Source organism: Cupriavidus sp. IDO, assembly GCF_000812465.1.
Lineage (GTDB): Bacteria > Pseudomonadota > Gammaproteobacteria > Burkholderiales > Burkholderiaceae > Cupriavidus.
In genome coordinates, this window is the sequence record NZ_JWMA01000086.1 from 1 (window position 1) to 17,738 (window position 17,738).

The following is a 17,738-nucleotide window of genomic DNA, read 5'->3' on the forward strand; positions in this document are numbered from 1 at the left end:
GGCATAGCTACGATGCCTGCCGCGTTGGGACGAGACGGCGCGAGGCATTGACAGGCCGTCCTCCCGACCTCGTGAGAGCGGAGTGGCACGCAGCTTGATGTCCGTCAGGATATGCAGCGCGAATCGCGCACCACGGTTGTGGGCTAAAAACGCTTGCCGCAGGCACGCCGCTCGATCACGGAGCCACTCCGCTCTCACGAGGTCGGGAGGACAGCGCTGTTCCCGGCGTTGCCCCTGGCGATCTGCGCGGCAGGCAGTCTAGTTCTGCCCTGAAGCGTATACCCGTACAAAAACGCAGGCAGACTACGATAAGACTCCCGCCTGGCAGGCAAGAAAGCGCCCTTTGCCTACTTTCGGGCGCGACCGAAAGTAGGTCGCCGGCTACGCCGGCGAAACGGCCACGCCTGCCAAGAACCAAATCCGCAATCCGCCACAGACCCAATAAAAACCCAAAATCTCGGGAATAAATCCCGCCCCCAACCAGTTCTACCTGTGCCAGGAACAGGAGAGCACCGTGATCGCGACCGAGAAGTCCAGCCGCTTTGAAGAAGTGGCGCTGCCGCACCTGGACGCGGCCTATAACCTGGCCCGCTGGCTGAGCGGCAGCGCAAGCGACGCGGACGATATCGTGCAGGACGCGTACCTGCGTGCATTCCGCTTCTTCGATAGCTTCCACGGCGACAACGCGCGCGCATGGCTGCTGGCCATCGTCAGGAACACCTGGTTCAGCGAATGGCGCAGACGGCGCGACGCAGGCGATGGCACGCCGTATGACGAAGCATTGCACGGCGACGAACGATTGCCGGGGTGGGTCGACGATATCGGCTGCAACCCCGAGACGCTCGCGGTGCGGCGCGATGACGTGCAGCTGGTGCACGGCGCGCTCGGGCGCTTGCCGGTGGTCTATCGGGAAGTGCTTGTCCTGCGCGAGCTTGAGGACATGAGCTATCGCGATATCGCCATAGTTGCCGACGTGCCGATCGGCACCGTGATGTCGCGCCTGGCACGTGCGCGCCATCTGCTTTGTGCCGCGGTGCGCGCCGAACAGGATCGCGCACGCGGGGACATCAACGGCATCGGACTGCGCCAGATGCCGGTAGCCGGTCATTCGTCAGGAGCGAACCATGGACAATGATGCGATGGAGAACTCGCTGCAAGGCATGCTGCATGACGGATCGCTTTATCATCGCGCGCCGCCTCATCTGCCTGCGCGCGTGCTGGCCGGACTGCCGCGCGAGCCTCGCGCCCGCGTGGCCCGCTTCGCATGGGCCCGCTTCGCATGGGCCCGCTTCGCATGGCCTGCGCTTCCCGCGGGCGGCGCGCTGGCGTGGGCCGGCGGCGGCCTTGCCGGGATGGCGGCCTCTGCGCTGGTGTTTGGCGTGCTGATGCTGGCGCATCCGCCGCAAGCCGATATGTTGGGGCAGTCGATCGTGTCGAGCCACGTGCGCGCACTGTTGTCGCAGCACCCGATCGATGTGGTATCGACCGACCAGCACACCGTGAAGCCGTGGTTCAACGGCCGGCTCGACTATGCGCCGCCGGTAATCGACCTCGCGGCGCAAGGTTTTCCGCTGGAAGGCGGGCGGGTCGACTATATCGACCGCCGCACGGTTGGTGTGCTGATCTACCGCTACCAGAAGCATCCGATCGATCTGTACATCCTTCCCGCGGCGCACGGGGAACTGGCGCCCGCCGCCTATTCCGCAGACGGCTACGCGAACGCCCGCTGGCACCACAACGGCATGACCTTCTGGGCCATCACCGACGCAGAGCCCGAACACCTGCAAGCCTTCGTGCAGGCGCTTCGGGGCGAGCAAGGTGAATAGGGCGGGAATAAACACCGTGCCGCCAGCGTTTTACTAGTGCACGGCGCACCCGCTCCTCCGGATCCCGAACCGGCACGGAGTCCCGGGCGTCGTGCGGACCAGAGCCCTGCCTTCGTGGCGACAGGCTCGGGGCCTGACACCTGAAGCAACCGGAGATTGTCATGAAATTCCTCATCCCCCTGGCCGCCGCCGCGCTGGCATCGTTCGCAGCCCAATCCTACGCATTCGCCGGCCGCACCGAGAATACCTGCGCCGACTGCAGTACCCACGTTGCCGGGCCTCGCGATCCCTTTACCGATGGCGCGAAGTCGGGCAAGGCCGATGTCTATACGGACGGCCAGAAGGTCACGGACCCGCGCGATCCGTTCACCGACGGCGCCTGAGACGCTGCCAATGTTCAGGGCCGCCTGCCTGTGCGTTGTGGCAGCGGCCCGGCCTCCCATTCAGTCCAGCTTCGCGCCGGTCATCGCAATCAGCTTCTGCTGCACCGGGTACATCGCATCGAAGTTCTGGCGGGCCACCTTTGCATCCACCCCAAGCGGCTCCACGCCCAGCACCTGCATGCGCGCGCGCACCCGCGTGGCTTGCAGCGCGGTGCGCGCTTCTTTCTCCAGCCGCGCCTGGACCGGTGCCGGCGTGCCGATCGGCACCAGCATCTGGATGGTGCCGGTCACCTTGTATTCCGGTTCGCTCAGGCCTGCCTGCGCAAGGGTGGGCACGCCCGGCAGTTTCTCGGCGCGCTGGTCGCCTGTGACCGCCAGCGCGCGCAGCTTGCCGGATTCGATGAAGGGCAGCACCGTGGCATAGGACGCGAATGCGAAGGTGATCTGGCCCCCGATCAGGTCCTGCACCATCGGCGCCTCGCCCTTGTACGGCACATGCGTCAGGTTCAGGTTGTGCGACTTGCCAAGGTAGGCGCCGGTCAGGTGGCCGTACGAGCCGATACCCCATGAGCCATAGGCCGGCTTATTGTTGCGATTCTCCGACCAGGCCAGCAGTTCCCTGACGTTGTGCACGGGAACGCCGGGACTGGTGACCAGCACGAGCCTGCCGGTGGCGATTTCTCCGAGAAACGCCAGCTCCTTGCGCGTGTCGTAGAGCAGCCGGGAGAAGAGGAACTGGTTGTTCAGGATCGACTGCGTAATGGTGACCAGCACGGTGTAGCCGTCACCCTGTGCCTTTGCCACGGCGTTGGTGCCAATGATCCCGGCCGCGCCCGGCCGATTGTCGACCACGACCGGTTGCCCCATCTGCCTGCCCATTTCCTCGCCCATGGCGCGGGCGACGGTGTCGAGCGCGCCGCCGGCCGGATAAGGCACGATAAAGGTGATCGGCCTGGCCGGGTACGGCGCGTCCGCCGCCATGGCGCACAGACTGCAGCACGCGAAAAACAGGGTTGCTGCCAACGACTTGATCATCGGTTATCTCCACAGTGACGGGCTACCTGCGCCTGCCAGCCTCAACGAAAGGCGGCCGGCAGTTTCAGCGGTACCGATTTATCCGATGCGCGGCAGATTCACATCAGTGGGGAAAACCATGACGAGATGTCCGGACACGCAGACAGGCAGCGTGCGGAGCCTCGCCGCCTGCCGCCGGGTTGGATGCCTCGAGGTCCACATGCGGCGCCTGGGCTGCGTAAATCGCAACTGAGATATGCACCGGATTTACCGGCGCGTACAGGGCTCCTCACCTACGATGAACTATCGGATTCAGGCCGGCTGCGGCACTCGTCACGAGGCCGGCGGGGGAGATCCTGCACATGGCGCCAGACCGCGCGCTGCTGCCCGACAGCATTCATCACCTGCCACCCGGCTCGCGCGCGTTGCGCGCGACCAATCCGCATCAGTGGCTGGCACTGACCATCGGCGTGCGCCGCAAGCGTGCCCTGCCCGGGCTGACGGCCCTTGACCCGCAGCTGCCTGCCCGGCGCCACTACCTCACCCTCAAGGATCTGCAGGACAACTACGGCTCGGACCCGGCTGCGATCACGCGCATCGAGTTCTTTGCCACCTCGCATCACCTCGTGGTGGTGCGCGACGATCGCGCCACGGCCACGCTGGAGCTGGCGGGCACGGTTGCCAATATCAACGCGGCGTTCGGCGTGAGCCTGCTTGACTATACGCAGGCGCAGCTGGGCAGCTTCCACGCGCGCACGCAGGAAGTGTCGGTGCCCGCGGAATTGCAGGGCGATATCACGGGAGTGTTCGGCCTGAACAACCATGCGGTGCTGTCGCGCCGGCCGCGCCTGGGCACTGCCACGCGTGCGAGCCTGGCGCAGGCCAGCCACCCGTGGTTCGTTCCCTCGGACCTGGCACCGATCTACAGCTTTCCCGATGCCGATGCGCATGGGCAATGCATCGCACTGCTCGAATTCGGCGGCGGCGTGGAAGAGGAAGCGCTCTCCGAGTATTTCCGGCGCATCGGCATGCCAAAGCCGGATGTGAGCGTCATCGCCCTCGGTGGTGTCGCGACCGATCCGCTGGCCGAGCCGGAAGCGACCGGCGAAGTCATGCTCGATGTCGAGGTTGCCGGCGCGCTCGCGGGCGGGGCCAGGATTGCCGTGTACTTCTCCACCTTCGACGAGAAGGGCGTGATCGACGCCATCAACGCCGTGATCAATGACACCACGCATCGGCCATCGGTGGTGTCGATCAGCTGGGGCTGGGATGAAAACCAGCCGTTCTCGAATGGCATCCTGTGGTCGCCGGCAGCCATCGTGCACGTCAACCAGAGCCTGCTTGCCGCGGCGCAGCTGGGCATCAGTGTATGCGTGGCAACCGGCGACGATGGCGCCGAGGCGCAGCTCCGGGACGGCAGGGCGCACGTCAATTTCCCGGCCACCAGTCCGTATGTGCTCGCCGTGGGCGGCACCACGCTGCATGTCGCCGCCAGCGCGCGCGGCGCCACGCACGTGACCGAGGTGGTCTGGAACAACGGCCCCGGCAGCGGCACCGGCGGTGGCATCAGCGACGTTACGCCGCGCCCGGCATGGCAGGACGGGGTCGTGCCGCTGTCCATCAATCCGGGGAATTTTGCCGGCCGCGGCATTCCTGACGTGGCGGCCAATGCCGATCCGCAGACCGGCTATTTCGTCATGTCCGGCGGCCGCTACGGTGTGGTCGGCGGCACCAGCGCCGCCGCGCCGCTGTGGGCTGCCCTGCTGGCGCGCGCCAATGCGCGGCTCGGCGCGCGTGTCGGCAATTTCAACGCGCTGCTTTACCAGAAGTTCGGCCCCGCGGGCGTGCTGCGGGATATCGTGACCGGCAACAACGACACCGAAGGCCTGCTCGACGGGCGCTTTGCCGCCAAGGCTGGCTGGGATGCCTGCACCGGCTGGGGCGTGCCGGATGGCGCGAAGCTGGTGCAGGCATTGGGAGGCAAACCATGAGTCCCGCCAGGAAGGCGAAACCAACCACCGTGGCACTGCGTGGCAGCCATGACCAGCCGTTCTTCGACCCGGTTGCCTATGGCAACGGGCCGCAGGATGCCGTTACCGATGCCACCGAGAATGGCGCCATCACCCATCACGGCATCGTGCTGGGCGGGCGGCGCCTGGCCTATACCGCTACCGCCGGCCACCTGGTGACGGTTGACGCGAGCAGTTCGCTGCCCAACGCCAGGATGTTCTATGTTGCCTTCACCGTTGACCGTGGCGCCGGCGCGCAGGCGGGCGAGTGGCCAGTCACCTTCTTCTATAACGGCGGGCCGGGTTCGTCGTCGGTGTTCGTGCTGCTCGGCTCGTTCGCGCCGAAGCGGATCAGGACCCTGATGCCCAGGTTCACGCCGCCCGGGCAGTACCAGATCGAAGACAACCCCGACAGCCTGCTCGACAAGAGCGACCTTGTCTTCATCAATCCCGTCGGCACCGGCTATTCGGCGGCGCTGGCGCCGAACAAGAATGCCGATTTCTGGGGCGTGGACCAGGATGCCCGTTCGATTGCCCAGTTCATCAAGCGCTATCTGACCGCCAACCAGCGCTGGGGATCGCCGAAGTACCTGTTCGGCGAGTCATACGGCACCGCCCGCAGCTGCGTGCTGGCGTACCTGCTGCATGAGGACGGCGTTGACCTGAACGGCATCACGCTGCAGTCGTCCATCCTGGACTACACGCAGGCCGGCAACCCGGTGGGCGCATTGCCGACCGCGGCGGCGGACGCCTGGTATCACAAGCGGCTCGGCGTGAAGCCGGCGCCCGCCGACCTGGGGAGCTTCGCCGCCGCGGTGGCACAGTTCGCGCGCACCGACTACGCCAGCGCCCTGCAACACTTCCCCAAGGCCAGCCAGGCCACGATCCGCAAGCTCTCCGGCTATACCGGCATCGATACCGCCACGCTGAGTGCCTGGGGCCTGGATATTGCCGCCTACGACAGCCAGGGCAACTCGCTGTTCCTGCGCACGCTGCTGGCATCGAAGGGCGTGGCGCTGGGTGCCTACGACGGGCGGGTCACCGCCATCAACACCGGCATTGCCGGCAAGATCGATCCCAATTCCGGCGGCAACGATCCGACCATGACGGCGATCAGCGGCGAGTACACGGCAATGTGGAACAAGTACCTGAACGAGGACCTGAAGTTCACCTCCAACTCCGCCTTCACCGACCTGAACGACCAGGCGTTCAGGCACTGGGATTTCGGCCATATCGATCCCACCGGCGCGCAGCGCGGCATCGATGCGCGCGGCAACGTGGTGCTCTACACGGGCGGGGATCTTGCCGCCGTGATGGCGCTGAACCCCGACCTGAAGGTCCTGTCCGCCAACGGCTACTTTGACTTCGTCACGCCGTTCTACCAGACCGTGATCGACCTGCAGCAGATGCCGCTGGTAAGCCAGGCCGTGCGCAACAACCTGAGCGCGCGCTTCTATCCGTCCGGCCACATGGTCTACCTGGACGCCGGATCGCGCACGGCGCTGAAGAAGGACCTGAACGCCCTGTACGAGCGCACGGTGGCAGACCGGCCCGCGATGATGCGCATCCTCGCGTTGCAGGAGCGGACCGGGAAGGCGTCTGTGGCGCAAGCCAGGCAGGCCTGACTGACGACCGGTACTCCCAAAGCGCTTCTTCTTCACTACACTTCTCCGTAGCGGGACACGCCAGCCGGCCCGCCGGAAGGCCGCTGGCGGCGTTGCGCTGAAGAAGACGTTCGGACTGTGCCGGAAACGCCACCGGGAGCTCAGGGATGGATGGACACACCGGTACTGACAACCGGGAGCAGAAGCCTGTCGCGCTCGCCCTGCAGGGCGGCGGCATGCATGGCGCGTTCACCTGGGGCGTGCTCGATCGCCTGCTCGAGGATGGCAGGCTCGGTATCGAAGGCGTGAGCGCAACCAGTGCCGGGGCGATGAATGCCGTCGTGCTGGCCTGTGGGTTGCTGCAGGGCGGCCCTGACGGCGCGCGCCAGGCGCTGCACGATTTCTGGCTCTCCATTGCGCAATCGGCCGAGCGCTACAACCCCTTGCGCTGGGTACCCTGGCTGAAAGGGGCGCATACGCTTGGGCTCGATCATTCCCCGATGCATGCCATGGCGGACATCGTCCTGCGCATCCTGTCGCCATACCAGTTCAATCCCAACAACATGAACCCGCTGCGGGACGTGCTGGAGAAGCAGGTCGATTTCGAGGCGTTGCGCGAGCATTGCCCGATCCTGCTCTACCTGTGTGCGACCAATATCGAGACCGGAAGGATTCGCATTTTCTCAGCGGAGGAAATGTGTGCAGAGGCGGTCATGGCTTCCGCGTGCGTGCCAACCCTGTTCCAGGCCGTGACGATCGACGGCCAGCATTACTGGGATGGCGGCTACGTCGGCAACCCGGCAATCTTTCCGCTGATCTATCACTGCAACACCCAGGACGTCGTGATTGTCCACATCAATCCGATCGTGCGCCACGGGGTGCCGACCTCCGCCGCGGACATCCTCAATCGCGTGAGCGAACTGAGCTTCAATTCGTCCCTCATGCGCGAGATGCGCGCCATCGCTTTCGTCACCTCGCTGATCCAGCAAGGCAAGATCGGCCGGGGCGAGATGAAGGAGATGATGATCCATTCGATCCGCTCCGACGAGACGATGGCCGCGCTTGGCGTGTCGAGCAAGTACAACGCCGACTGGGCTTTTCTCAGCTTCCTGCGCGACAAGGGAAGGGCCGAGGCCGAAGCGTGGTTGAAGGGAAACTACGACAACATTGGCCAGCGTTCGAGTATCGACATCAAGGGCGAGTTTCTCTGAGGCCCGGCGCCGGCTGCGCGAGCCGCCATGCCAGGTTGGCGCGGGCGTGCGCTTCATAGCGGTTGTGGAACAGGTCGGTATGGTAGATCCGGGGCCGGGCCAGCAGGGCGCCCAGGAAAGCGCGCTCGGCGGCGTCATAGGCAACTTCATCGAGGTCGGGACGCTCGGCCCGCAGCAGCACCCCGTTGCGGCGAAAGCGCGTGCGGGTGCAGCCCAGCACCGCCAGGTCGATATCGACGGTATAGCGGCCGGCGAGACTGGCCGGAATGCCGGCGTGCGCGGTGTCGAGGATCAGGCCGGCGATGCGCTCCGTTGCGGCGATCCGGTTCCCGGACCAGTGCCGCAGCCACCCGGCGCTGCGTGGTTCGTTGTCTTCCGCGCCCGGGACGTAGATCACGTCGTGGCACCAGAGCGCCAGTTCCACGGCATCGATGTCGGGTATCTCGGCGCGTGCCCAGTCCAGGTCGCGCAGACAGCGGCGGACATGCTGGAGCGTGTGGTAATGCCGCGTCGGTTCGGCGTAGCAGCGGGCCAGGTCGGCATAGGCCTGTTCCGCGTCAGTGCCGCCCGAGCGCGACCACAGCGCGAGGAAGCGGGCTTGCATCCGGGTCATTCTGGCGTCCGTGCCGCAGCGGTGCCGTCCTGCCGGGCCAGGTCGTCCAGCAGGGCTTTGGCCTCTTGCCAGTCGGCGGTATCGGTGCCCTCGGTGAAGGTGCCATGGATCCCGGCCAGGGCATCGCGCGCCTCCGCCAGCCTTCCTTGCTGGCGCAACAGGCCGGCGAGGCTGAGTGCGGCCTTCAGTTCCAGCGACCTGGCGCCCTGGTGGCGGGCGATGGCGATCGCTTCGCGGAAGCAGGCCTCGGCCTCCTCATGTCCGGCGCGCGGGCGGCGCGCCTCGCCGGACTGCCGCAGAATCAGCTCCCCCTTGAGGCGATACAGCGCCGCGCTGTCAAGCTGTTCGCCGCTGGCCTGTGCAAGCGCCAGGGCCTCGGCCAGCGACTCCAGGCCTGCATGAACCTGCCCTGCCATGGCGTAGGTATCAGCGAGCAGGCCCAGGAAATCGGGCCTTCCCAGCGCCGAGCCGGTCGCCGCATAGGCGGCCATGCCCTGCTGTATACGGCCGATCCCCTCATCATGATGCCCCTGTCCGGCCAGCACCCAGCCCTGCAGCGCCGTTCCCCACGCCAGGTAGATCGGGAACCCCTGCTCGCGCGACACCTCAATGGCAGCCTCTGCATATTCGCGGGTCAGGTGGGCTTCCCTGCGGCACCGGTGCACTTCGGCAGCAAAGATAAGGCAGAGGGCGAGGTTGTAGGCGTCCGGGCGTGCCCTGGCCATGACCAGGGCCTCCTGGCTGCGCGCGCGGGCCTGGTCTGGAAAGCCCAGGTACCACAGGATCCAGCCCAGGGTGCTGGTGGCATGCACCGCCGGATCCCGCCCGTAGCCCTGGAGAAAGTCATAGTTCATCGGCTCCTGGCATTGCAATGCCAGCACCTGTTCGGCATGGTTGCGGGCCACGTCCAGCCTGCCGAGACGGAACGTCGTGGCGGCGAGCGCGCGATGTGCCTCCGCGAGCTGCTTGGGCTTCTGCGTTTCGAGCGCGAGTGCCAGCAGCCGTTCGCCGAGGGGCAGTGCGGTCTCGTACTGTGCGCTTAGCTGATAGTGGGCCCACAGCCCCAGCTGTGCCGAAAAGACGTAAGGCGTCTGCTTGCCCTGCTCGCACAATGCCAGTGCGCGCCGGTAGTTGGCTTCCACTTCCGGCGATGCCTGGCCCCGGGTGACCATCAGCGCCGGGCCCAGGGTGAGCAGCAGGGTGAGTTCCTGGCGCGCCCGCTCGGGGCTGTCGGGCAGGCGCTTGAGCAGTTCGACGGCGGTGCTCAGGTGCCGGATCGCTTCTGTCTGGGCCGATCGCTGGAGGGCCTGCTGGCCGGCGCAGTGGAGGTACTCGACAGCCTTCGGGATATTGCCGCTAAGGCTGTAGTGGTGAGCAAGCTCGCTGCAGTAGTCCTTCAGCCGCCCCTGGAAGAGGGTCTCGATAGCCCGCGCGGTGCTCTCGTGCAGGGTGCTGCGCCGCTCGGAAAGCAGTGAATTGCCGGCAACCTCCTGAGTCAGCGCGTGCTTGAAGGCATACTCGACCTCCGGGAACGCGGGCCGCTCGTAAATGAAGTCCGCCGCCTGCAGGGCGGCCAGCAGCACGCGCAGCTTGTCTTCCGCCAGCATGGTGACGTGCACGATGAGACTAAGGGGAAATTCCTTGCCGATCACGGCCAGGGTCTGCAGCAGTTCTTTCTGGGCAAGCGGGAGGCGGTCGATACGGGCCGCGAGCACGCCCTGGACGGTGGTCGGGATGTGCAGCAGGGCGGGCGCTTTCTCGATGCGGTAGCAGCCAGGCTGGCCCAGCAAGGCCGCTTCCTCGACCAGGGTCTGGACCACTTCCTCCATAAAGAACGGGTTGCCTTCGGTCTTGTCCAGGATCAGCCGCTTCAGCGGCGCCAGGCTGCGGTCGTCCCCGAGCAGCGCGGTGAGCAGTCCCTGGGCTTCGGCCGGGCCCAGTGGCTGCAGGGCCAGCCGGGTGTAATAACCTTCGGGGCCCCGGTCATGGGAGTACTCCGGGCGGTAGTTGACCAGGAGGAGGATCCGCGCGTGCGGCACATAGTCGACGAGCATGTGGAGGAAGGCCTCGGTCTCGCTGTCGAGCCATTGCAGGTCTTCGAAAATGACCTCGAGCGGCTGGTTGAGGCTTTCGCGGACCAGCAGGCGCGCGATGGCTTCAAAGGTGCGCTGGCGGCGGATCGCGGGGTCCATGGTCGGCAGTGCCGAGCCCGGTTCGCTGGAGCCGAGCAGGTAGAGCAGGTAGGGCAGGTGATCTTCCAGCGAGCGCTCCAGGGTCAGCAGCCTGCCGGTCACCTTCTCGCGGCAGCTTCGGTCGCCGTCCTGCGCGGTGATCTGGAAGTAGTTCTTCAGCAGCTCGATCAATGGCAGGTAGGCGAAGGCCTTGCCGTGCGAAACGGAAAAGGTTTCCAGCACCATGCAGCCTTGCTGCGATCTCGCCTTGAATTCGTGGAACAGCCGCGATTTGCCGACGCCGGCCTCACCCATCACGGCGACGACTTGCCCTTGCCCCGCCTTGGCCAGCTCCAGCGCGCCGTGCAATTGCTCCAGCTCGGCCTGGCGGCCCACGAACCTCGCCAGCCCGCGGTGCGCCGCGACCTGCAGGCGTGTGCGCAGTGCCCCGAGGCCCAGCACCTCGTACACCGCAAACGCATCCCGGACGCCCTTCACATGGGTGGATCCCAGCGCTTTGAACTCGAAATACCCCTCGGTCAGCCTGTGGGTGGATTCGCTGACAAGGATGGACGCCGGCGTGGCGATGCCTTCCATGCGCGAGGCAATGTGGATCGTGTGCCCGACCGGATCGTAATCGGTGTGCAGGTCATCCTTGCGAATCGAGCGCACCACGACCTCGCCGGTGTGGATGCCGATCCGGATCTGCAGCGGTATGCCTTGCTCCAGGCGGATGCGGTCGCCGTGACGGCGCATCGCTTCCTGCATGCGCAGCGCGGCGTACAAGGCACGCAGGGCATGGTCTTCATGCGCGATGGGGGCGCCGAACAGCGCCAGGATGCCGTCGCCGAGGAACTTGGCCACATAGCCTTCGTAGTGGTGGACGGCCTCCATCATCAGCGTGACGACGGGGTCGATAAGGTGGCGCGCTTCCTCGGGGTCCAGGTCCTGGGTCAGGGCCGTCGAGCCGGCCATGTCGGCGAACAGGGCCGTGATGGTCTTGCGCTCGCCGGCGGTCTCGCCCCTGGCCTCCATGGCGGCCTGCTCGGCGAGGATGCGTTCGGCGAGGTGGGGAGGCGTGTAGTGAACGGGCGCGGAAGCCGCAGGCCCGGAGGCGGCAGGGGAGTCGGCCAGCGCAAACCCGCAGGCGCGGCAGAACCTGGCGACAGGGGTGGCCTCCTCGCCGCACTGCGGGCACACGCGCGCAAGCTTCGCCCCGCACTCCTCGCAGAAGTTTGCCCCTGCGACGTTCGCGAAGCCGCAATTCGTGCAGCGCATCTCGCCTCCTGACTGCCTTCATCCACCTCGGACTCACAGACTATTAGATGCACAATCGGCGCTTGTAGCAAGGCAGTCGCTTTGGTGGCTTCGCGTCCCGCAACGGAAAAGCGGGCTTTGTGGTGTCGGCGGTACTCATGGATTCCCGAATGCATGCCGGGGGGAGATGGCATGAAGCACTGCCGGGGAACGCACACCAACTGCGAGCGCTACTCCGGCGTCCGTGCTCCGAAGCGATAGACGACTAGCTGGTCAGTGCCCGACTCGGCTGCCCAGGCTTCGCCCGGGCGGCCGAGCATCTGGCGCACGTTGGCGTGCGGACGCGGACTGGTGAACGCTTCGAAGCGGCCGGTCTGCGGGTCAAAGCGCAGGATGGCATTCGCACCCCAGTCGCTTAACCAGACTTTGTCGCGCTCATCGACATATACGGCATAGGCGTGGGGGCTGTCGCCGGGCAGGCGCCACTCGCGCCAGCGGCCCGCGGCCGGATCGTACGCGCCCAGCTTGCCGGCGGTCCATTCGCTGACCCACAAGGTGCCCTTGGAATCCGACCAGATGCGGCGTGGGCCGCCGTTCGCCGTGGGCGGCACGATGACATGCGCGGCGCCGGTCGCCGTATTGATGCGGGCAATGTAGTTGCCGGCGAGCGAAGCGTAGTAGATGTCCCCGCCAGGTGTCACAGCGATGCCGTAAGGCCCGGCCCCATTCGGCGCATCGAACATGCGAATGCGGCCGCTGGCGGGATCGACTTCGCCGTAGACGCCGTTCTGTCCGGTAAACCACAGGTGCTGCCGTGCGTCGAACACGGCGGTGTTCAGGTTGGCATTCGGCTGTCCGGGCGGGAGCGGGAAACGCTTCAGCGCGTGCGTGGCGGGGTCGATGCGTAAGATCGCGTTCTGGCCACCGTCAGTGACCCAGGCCGCACCGTCCGGACCGACGATGACGCCGTGCGGCGCCGCGTCCTTTCCGAGTGGAATGTGGGTGGTCTTGCCGGTTGCGGGATCGAGCCGCCCCAACGCGCCAAGCGGCTGCGCCGTGTACCACACCGAACCGTCCGGGGCCGGCGCCACGTCGTGCGGATGCGCGCCGGCCGGCACCGCATAGCTCTGGATGCGCACCGACGCGGCGCCCTGGGCACCAGCTGGCGGGCTGGCTCCGGACAGAACGCAGGCAGCGAGTGCAACCGTAAGAGCAAGTGTGCGCATGGCGGTCCCTTCTTCCTTATGAATCGGCGCCCCATAGCGGCGGGCTCATGGTGGTGTCGTATTCAGTAAACATCACAACCTAGTGCACATCGCGAGCAAATTCAATCAGGCGCCTGCGCGGGCACAAATGGAGGCAGTGCGGGCACGGGAATGCCGCCGGGGTCCCCCAGTCGGCGAGCGCTGAAAGAAAGGCAGACTGCATTCTCGCGAGGCTTCCGGCGGCGGTTCCCAAACGCCTGAAAAACCGCCTAAAGTGCGAATTGAGCCCCGCGAAAGCCTTCCGGAATTGCCGGGCAGGCCCGGGGCAGGGCGGCAGGCAGGAGTGCTGGAGGAAGATGGGCGGATCCACACAAGCGTTGCTTGAATATCACGAACGCAGCAAGCACCGTGTCGACCGCTACGCGCCTGGCCCCGCCGGACTCGACTGGGCAACCCAGCCAGATCCGTTCCGCGTCTTCCAGGGCTCACCGCGGATCGCATTGCCGCTGGCGGCAGACACCTTGTCCGCAAGCTACAACGACTTGCGGCGTGGCGCCCTGCCGCCCGCGCAGCGTTTCAGCCTCCGTACCCTCGCCATCCTGCTCGAGCTTTCGCTCGGCCTGTCAGCGTGGAAATCGTATGGCACGCAGCGGTGGGCACTGCGCTGCAACCCATCGAGCGGAAACCTGCATCCGACCGAGGGCTATCTGCTTTGTCCTGTACTGCCCGGCATATCCGGTGGCGTCTACCATTACCTGAGCCGCGACCATGTGCTCGAACAGCGCGCTGCCGTGGATGATCCACGATGGCCCGAGGCATTCCCGGGCAGCGGTATCCTGGTGGGCCTGAGCTCGATCCACTGGCGCGAGGCGTGGAAATACGGAATGCGCGCCTGGCGCTACTGCCAGCATGACTGCGGCCATGCCATCGCTGCGGTGAGTTATGCCGCGGCGGCTCTCGGCTGGCAGACGCGGCTGATGGCGGCGGCCGCGGATGATGACCTGGCAGCATTGCTTGGACTGGACCGCGGCGAAGATTTCGGCGTTGCCGAGCGAGAGGTGCCGGATGTCCTGCTCTGGATCGGCAATCCGGAAGCGCCGCCCGACCTTGAGCGCATGCGGCTGGCTCTCGGCAAGGCGCACTGGTACGGACAAGCGAATCGGCTGAGCGCGGGACATGAAAGCTGGCCGGACATCGATGCGATCCATCGCGCCACGCACAAGCCTCTCACTCGCGAGCTAATCCCGCTGAATCCGGCACCGCACCCGTGGCCCGCGATGCCAGCCCTCGACCTGAGCTTTGCCCGGATCGCCCGGCAGCGCCGCAGCGCCACGGGCTTCGACGGTAGGGCGCGCATTAGCGCCGCGGCTTTCTACACCATGCTGGCAAGTCTCCTGGTGCGTCGCGATACGCCGCCATGGAATGCGCTGATGCATCCTGTTGCCGTGCATCCGGCGCTATTGGTCCACCGCGTGGACGAACTGGAGCCGGGCCTGTATGTCCTGGTGAGAGATGCCGCGGCACTGCCAGGCCTCAGGCAGGCCATGCGCCCGGAATGGCTGTGGCAAAGAACCGGGCCGGACGATCTGCCACTCTATCTGCTGCTGCCTTACGATCTGCGCGCAGTGGCAAGGCTGATCTGTTGTCATCAGGATATCGCCGCCGATTCCTTTTTTGCGCTGGGGATGCTTGCCGACTTCGAAATCGCGCTGAAGCAGCCATGGCGTTATCGCCATCTCTTCTGGGAATGCGGCGTGCTCGGCCAGGTGCTCTATCTTGAAGCCGAAGCTGCCGGAGAGCGCGCCACGGGGATCGGCTGCTTCTTCGACGATGAGATGCATGCCTTGCTCGGCATCACGGCTCGCGCCTGGCAAAGCCTTTATCACTTCACCGTCGGCAGCGCGATGGTCGATCAGCGCTTGTCGACGTCTGCGCCTTACGAGGTTCAGCCTTGACCGGAAGTGCAGCGCTAAAGGACGCACCGTCAACGGGAATCGATGAGCATCCTGTCACCCGGCCGAATACGCACCTGCGGCGGCTCAATGAGCCATGCCGTGCGCGGCGTGGCCCGGCACCCGGCCGAGATGGCGGGGAGGCATCTGGCTGAGGAGAACCGCCACGCAGAGCAGCGCCGCGATCATCAGTACACCTTCCAGTCGTGCTCTTCGCACGAAGCGCAAGAGGGGATCGAGCCTACTTCGCCTGGTCTGCTCGCGCGTCAGCCAGGACAGCACGATCGCCGGCAGGCCGGAGGGCCTGATGTCGCCCGGCGGCGAGCCGCTTGCCCAGGCCCGCAAGGAAGGAATGCCAAGATAGCGGTTCATGGTGCCCAGCGCGACGATGATCAGCGCCAGTGACAGCTTGACCAGCAGCACCCTGCCATAGGCGGTCTCCCAGAATGCAGCGATGCGCTGCAGCTCCAGCCAGGCGTTGTAGATGCCCGTCAATACAACCACCGCCAGCATGGCGCCTGCGAGTGCCGACCACCGGCGCGCCATGGCGACGACCAGCTGGCGCCGCTCGGCTGTGCCGGCAGTGAAGGCACCGAAGCCGGCGAGCGTGAGCCCGATCAGGCTGCCGCCCCAGAGCGAGACGGCCAGCAGGTGCGACCAGTCCATCAGCTCATGCAGCGTGATATCGCCCCAGTCGGCGGCATGGCCGGACAAGCTTCTGCTGGCAGCGATCAGGCAGGCGGCGGCAAGCATCGTGGCCGAGACGCCCGGTGAGCCGAGGCGAGGCCTGGTTCGCCAACCCAGCCAGAGCACCAGCAAGGCAACCGGTCGTAGCCACCACACGCGCCCGAAGTGGGTCTTGAGCAAGACCGCCGGCAACATCGGCGCAATTCCCGACAGCGGCTGCGCACTCATTTCCATGGCGCGCCGGAGCAGTTCGCCGAGGCTGCTCAGGGTGAGCACGGCCAGGCAGATGCCAAGGAGCCGCCAGAGTGGCAACAGGAGGGCGGCGCTATGCCGGGACATTTCGTCTCTGAACGAGACCACCCAGACGCGGAACCCCAGCACGCCGATGCATGTGGCGAGCGCGAGCAGGTCGGCGGCAGTGACAGCCATGCTGCCGATAGCTGGTGCCATCATTGCGTGGTCCATGATTCCCTATCGCCCCACGGTGAAGGCGTAGTCGCCTTCCGTGGCGTGCCCGTCGCGCGCGATCACGCGCCAGAAGACATGGTAGACGCCTGGCGCCAGCGGCGGCAGCCGTGCTTCGAGCAGGCGCGCATGCTCGGCACTGACCTGCCCGGAGTCTCGGTTGACTTGCCGTCCCTGGGCATCGAGCACGCGCAGCGTGCTGAAGGCCGGCTCCAGGTCGGCGTCAAACCAGATGCGAACCTGGTTGGGGACGTGGTCGATGACGGCACCGACTCGCGGTTCCGTCTGCTCGGGAAACGCATGCGCGGCGGCCGCCTGGGACCCAAGCAGCCCCAGGAGCGCGGCAATCGCCAGGCATGCACGCATTTGTCCGGGTTTCATTCAGGTCAGGGGAAGATCGGCTTTCCGATTCCCTTGGGAAACATGTCGTCCAGGAACCAGTGAAATTGCAGGAACGCACCGACGTCGTGACCGGAGCGCCGGTTAAGCGGAATAGCCGCTTCGAGGGCGACCTGCACATACTTGCCGAACCACATCACACCCGGATTCACGGTACCGGTCGTCTGGCCCGAGCAATCGCCACTCAGGCAGGTTTTCACCGGAACCTCGATCAGCGCGATCATGCGGTTGAACGGCGCGCCCAGGCCGACATCCCTGACATAGGTCTGGAGATACTGCAGGCTGTACTGGACCGTAAAGCCCCAGTTCAGCCGGTCTGGCTCCGAGCGTCGCGTGGGCAGTTCGGGCGAGACAATTCCGGTGATCGCCAGCGGGCGCAAGTATTTCACCGCATCCGGCAGATCGCCGAAGCCTTTGCCGTAAAAGAGGGACGGTGAGAGGGTGGAGAAGGACTCGGCCCCGACCCGGCTGCTGCCGGTCCCGCCGAGGTCGGCATCGACGCCTACGGAGACGATCGCTTCATGCTCGGCATTCTTGATCACCTGGTACTTGAGCCCGAGCCCGAGGTTATCGAATCCATATTGGGCACCTGTTCCGTCGTCCGGCCGGACACGCTGGTAAGTGGCCCCCAGCGATAGGCCAAGGTCAGGCGTGATGCGCTTGCTCAGTTCGGTGGAAAACGTTGTCATATCGATCTCCGCTGCGCCGGCGCTTTCCTCTTGCGGCAGCTTGCGGTGGCCGACCACAAGGCTCGCTTCGTCGGACACGAACGGGTCATCAACCGTGATGGTCGCGGGCAGGAAGCGCTTGCCGATGACGCCGTGAGCCTGGGCAGGGGCGCTGGACAACCCGCCGGCGCCCGCCAGCATCAGCAATGAAAGGGCCAGCCTTGCGCTCGCGGTACGTTTCATATCGGACTGGCCTGGATGTGTGGAAGAGTCA

The 17,738-nt window shown here is 65.9% G+C and carries 14 protein-coding genes; 7 read left to right on the plus strand and 7 right to left on the minus strand.

The window, feature by feature from the left end; genetic code table 11:
- The first annotated feature begins 514 nt into the window (after window positions 1-514).
- The 3 genes from RM96_RS23510 (at window position 515) to RM96_RS23520 (ending at window position 2,209) form a co-directional block, all read left to right on the plus strand.
- Entirely contained in the window at window positions 515-1,135 is a 621-nt protein-coding gene (locus tag RM96_RS23510; RefSeq protein WP_039014100.1) for an RNA polymerase sigma factor, read from the plus strand.
- Window positions 1,125-1,826 (plus strand): anti-sigma factor family protein, encoded by a 702-nt coding sequence (locus RM96_RS23515; protein ID WP_193752515.1) that lies wholly within the window; start codon window positions 1,125-1,127, stop codon window positions 1,824-1,826. The genes RM96_RS23510 and RM96_RS23515 overlap by 11 nt, the downstream gene beginning before the upstream one ends.
- Before the next feature lie 161 nt (window positions 1,827-1,987).
- Window positions 1,988-2,209 (plus strand): hypothetical protein, encoded by a 222-nt coding sequence (locus tag RM96_RS23520; RefSeq protein WP_039014101.1) that lies wholly within the window; start codon window positions 1,988-1,990, stop codon window positions 2,207-2,209.
- A gap of 60 nt (window positions 2,210-2,269) precedes the next feature.
- Here RM96_RS23520 and RM96_RS23525 read toward each other — a convergent pair whose 3' ends face one another.
- Window positions 2,270-3,244, minus strand: coding sequence for a Bug family tripartite tricarboxylate transporter substrate binding protein (locus RM96_RS23525; protein ID WP_039014102.1), 975 nt, complete (start codon window positions 3,242-3,244; stop codon window positions 2,270-2,272).
- A 341-nt stretch (window positions 3,245-3,585) separates the two neighbouring features.
- Here RM96_RS23525 and RM96_RS23530 point away from each other — a divergent pair, with 341 nt between their 5' ends.
- The 3 genes from RM96_RS23530 to RM96_RS23540 all read left to right on the plus strand — a co-directional run bounded on the left by RM96_RS23530 (window position 3,586) and on the right by RM96_RS23540 (window position 8,047).
- Window positions 3,586-5,214 (plus strand): S53 family peptidase, encoded by a 1,629-nt coding sequence (locus RM96_RS23530; RefSeq protein WP_039014103.1) that lies wholly within the window; start codon window positions 3,586-3,588, stop codon window positions 5,212-5,214.
- Window positions 5,211-6,857: a S10 family peptidase gene (locus tag RM96_RS23535; RefSeq protein WP_052279698.1), complete on the plus strand. Its 1,647-nt coding sequence runs from the start codon at window positions 5,211-5,213 to the stop codon at window positions 6,855-6,857. The genes RM96_RS23530 and RM96_RS23535 overlap by 4 nt, the downstream gene beginning before the upstream one ends.
- A 146-nt stretch (window positions 6,858-7,003) precedes the next feature.
- Window positions 7,004-8,047, plus strand: coding sequence for a patatin-like phospholipase family protein (locus RM96_RS23540; protein ID WP_039014105.1), 1,044 nt, complete (start codon window positions 7,004-7,006; stop codon window positions 8,045-8,047).
- Here RM96_RS23540 and RM96_RS23545 read toward each other — a convergent pair.
- The 3 genes from RM96_RS23545 to RM96_RS23555 form a co-directional block, all read right to left on the minus strand.
- On the minus strand, window positions 8,028-8,660 hold the full coding sequence (locus RM96_RS23545; RefSeq protein WP_039014106.1) for an HD domain-containing protein: 633 nt from the start codon (window positions 8,658-8,660) through the stop codon (window positions 8,028-8,030). The two genes, RM96_RS23540 and RM96_RS23545, sit on opposite strands and share 20 nt — an antisense overlap.
- Window positions 8,657-12,109, minus strand: coding sequence for an adenylate/guanylate cyclase domain-containing protein (locus RM96_RS23550; protein WP_052279699.1), 3,453 nt, complete (start codon window positions 12,107-12,109; stop codon window positions 8,657-8,659). Before RM96_RS23550 ends, RM96_RS23545 begins: the two co-directional genes overlap by 4 nt.
- Before the next feature lie 209 nt (window positions 12,110-12,318).
- Window positions 12,319-13,314, minus strand: coding sequence for a Vgb family protein (locus RM96_RS23555; protein ID WP_238587385.1), 996 nt, complete (start codon window positions 13,312-13,314; stop codon window positions 12,319-12,321).
- 335 nt (window positions 13,315-13,649) lie between these two features.
- Between RM96_RS23555 and RM96_RS23560 the strand changes: the two genes are divergently transcribed.
- Window positions 13,650-15,248: a nitroreductase family protein gene (locus RM96_RS23560; RefSeq protein WP_039014109.1), complete on the plus strand. Its 1,599-nt coding sequence runs from the start codon at window positions 13,650-13,652 to the stop codon at window positions 15,246-15,248.
- A gap of 84 nt (window positions 15,249-15,332) precedes the next feature.
- Here RM96_RS23560 and RM96_RS23565 read toward each other — a convergent pair whose 3' ends face one another.
- The 3 genes from RM96_RS23565 to RM96_RS23575 are packed head-to-tail and all read right to left on the minus strand — an operon-like array spanning window position 15,333 to window position 17,707.
- Window positions 15,333-16,385 (minus strand): copper resistance D family protein, encoded by a 1,053-nt coding sequence (locus RM96_RS23565; protein ID WP_193752516.1) that lies wholly within the window; start codon window positions 16,383-16,385, stop codon window positions 15,333-15,335.
- A gap of 18 nt (window positions 16,386-16,403) precedes the next feature.
- Window positions 16,404-16,778 carry a copper resistance CopC family protein gene (locus tag RM96_RS23570; RefSeq protein ID WP_039014112.1) on the minus strand — a complete coding sequence of 125 codons (375 nt, stop codon included), beginning with the start codon at window positions 16,776-16,778 and terminating at the stop codon, window positions 16,404-16,406.
- 5 nt (window positions 16,779-16,783) lie between these two features.
- Window positions 16,784-17,707 carry a hypothetical protein gene (locus tag RM96_RS23575; RefSeq protein WP_039014114.1) on the minus strand — a complete coding sequence of 308 codons (924 nt, stop codon included), beginning with the start codon at window positions 17,705-17,707 and terminating at the stop codon, window positions 16,784-16,786.
- Between the last annotated feature and the right edge of the window lie 31 nt (window positions 17,708-17,738).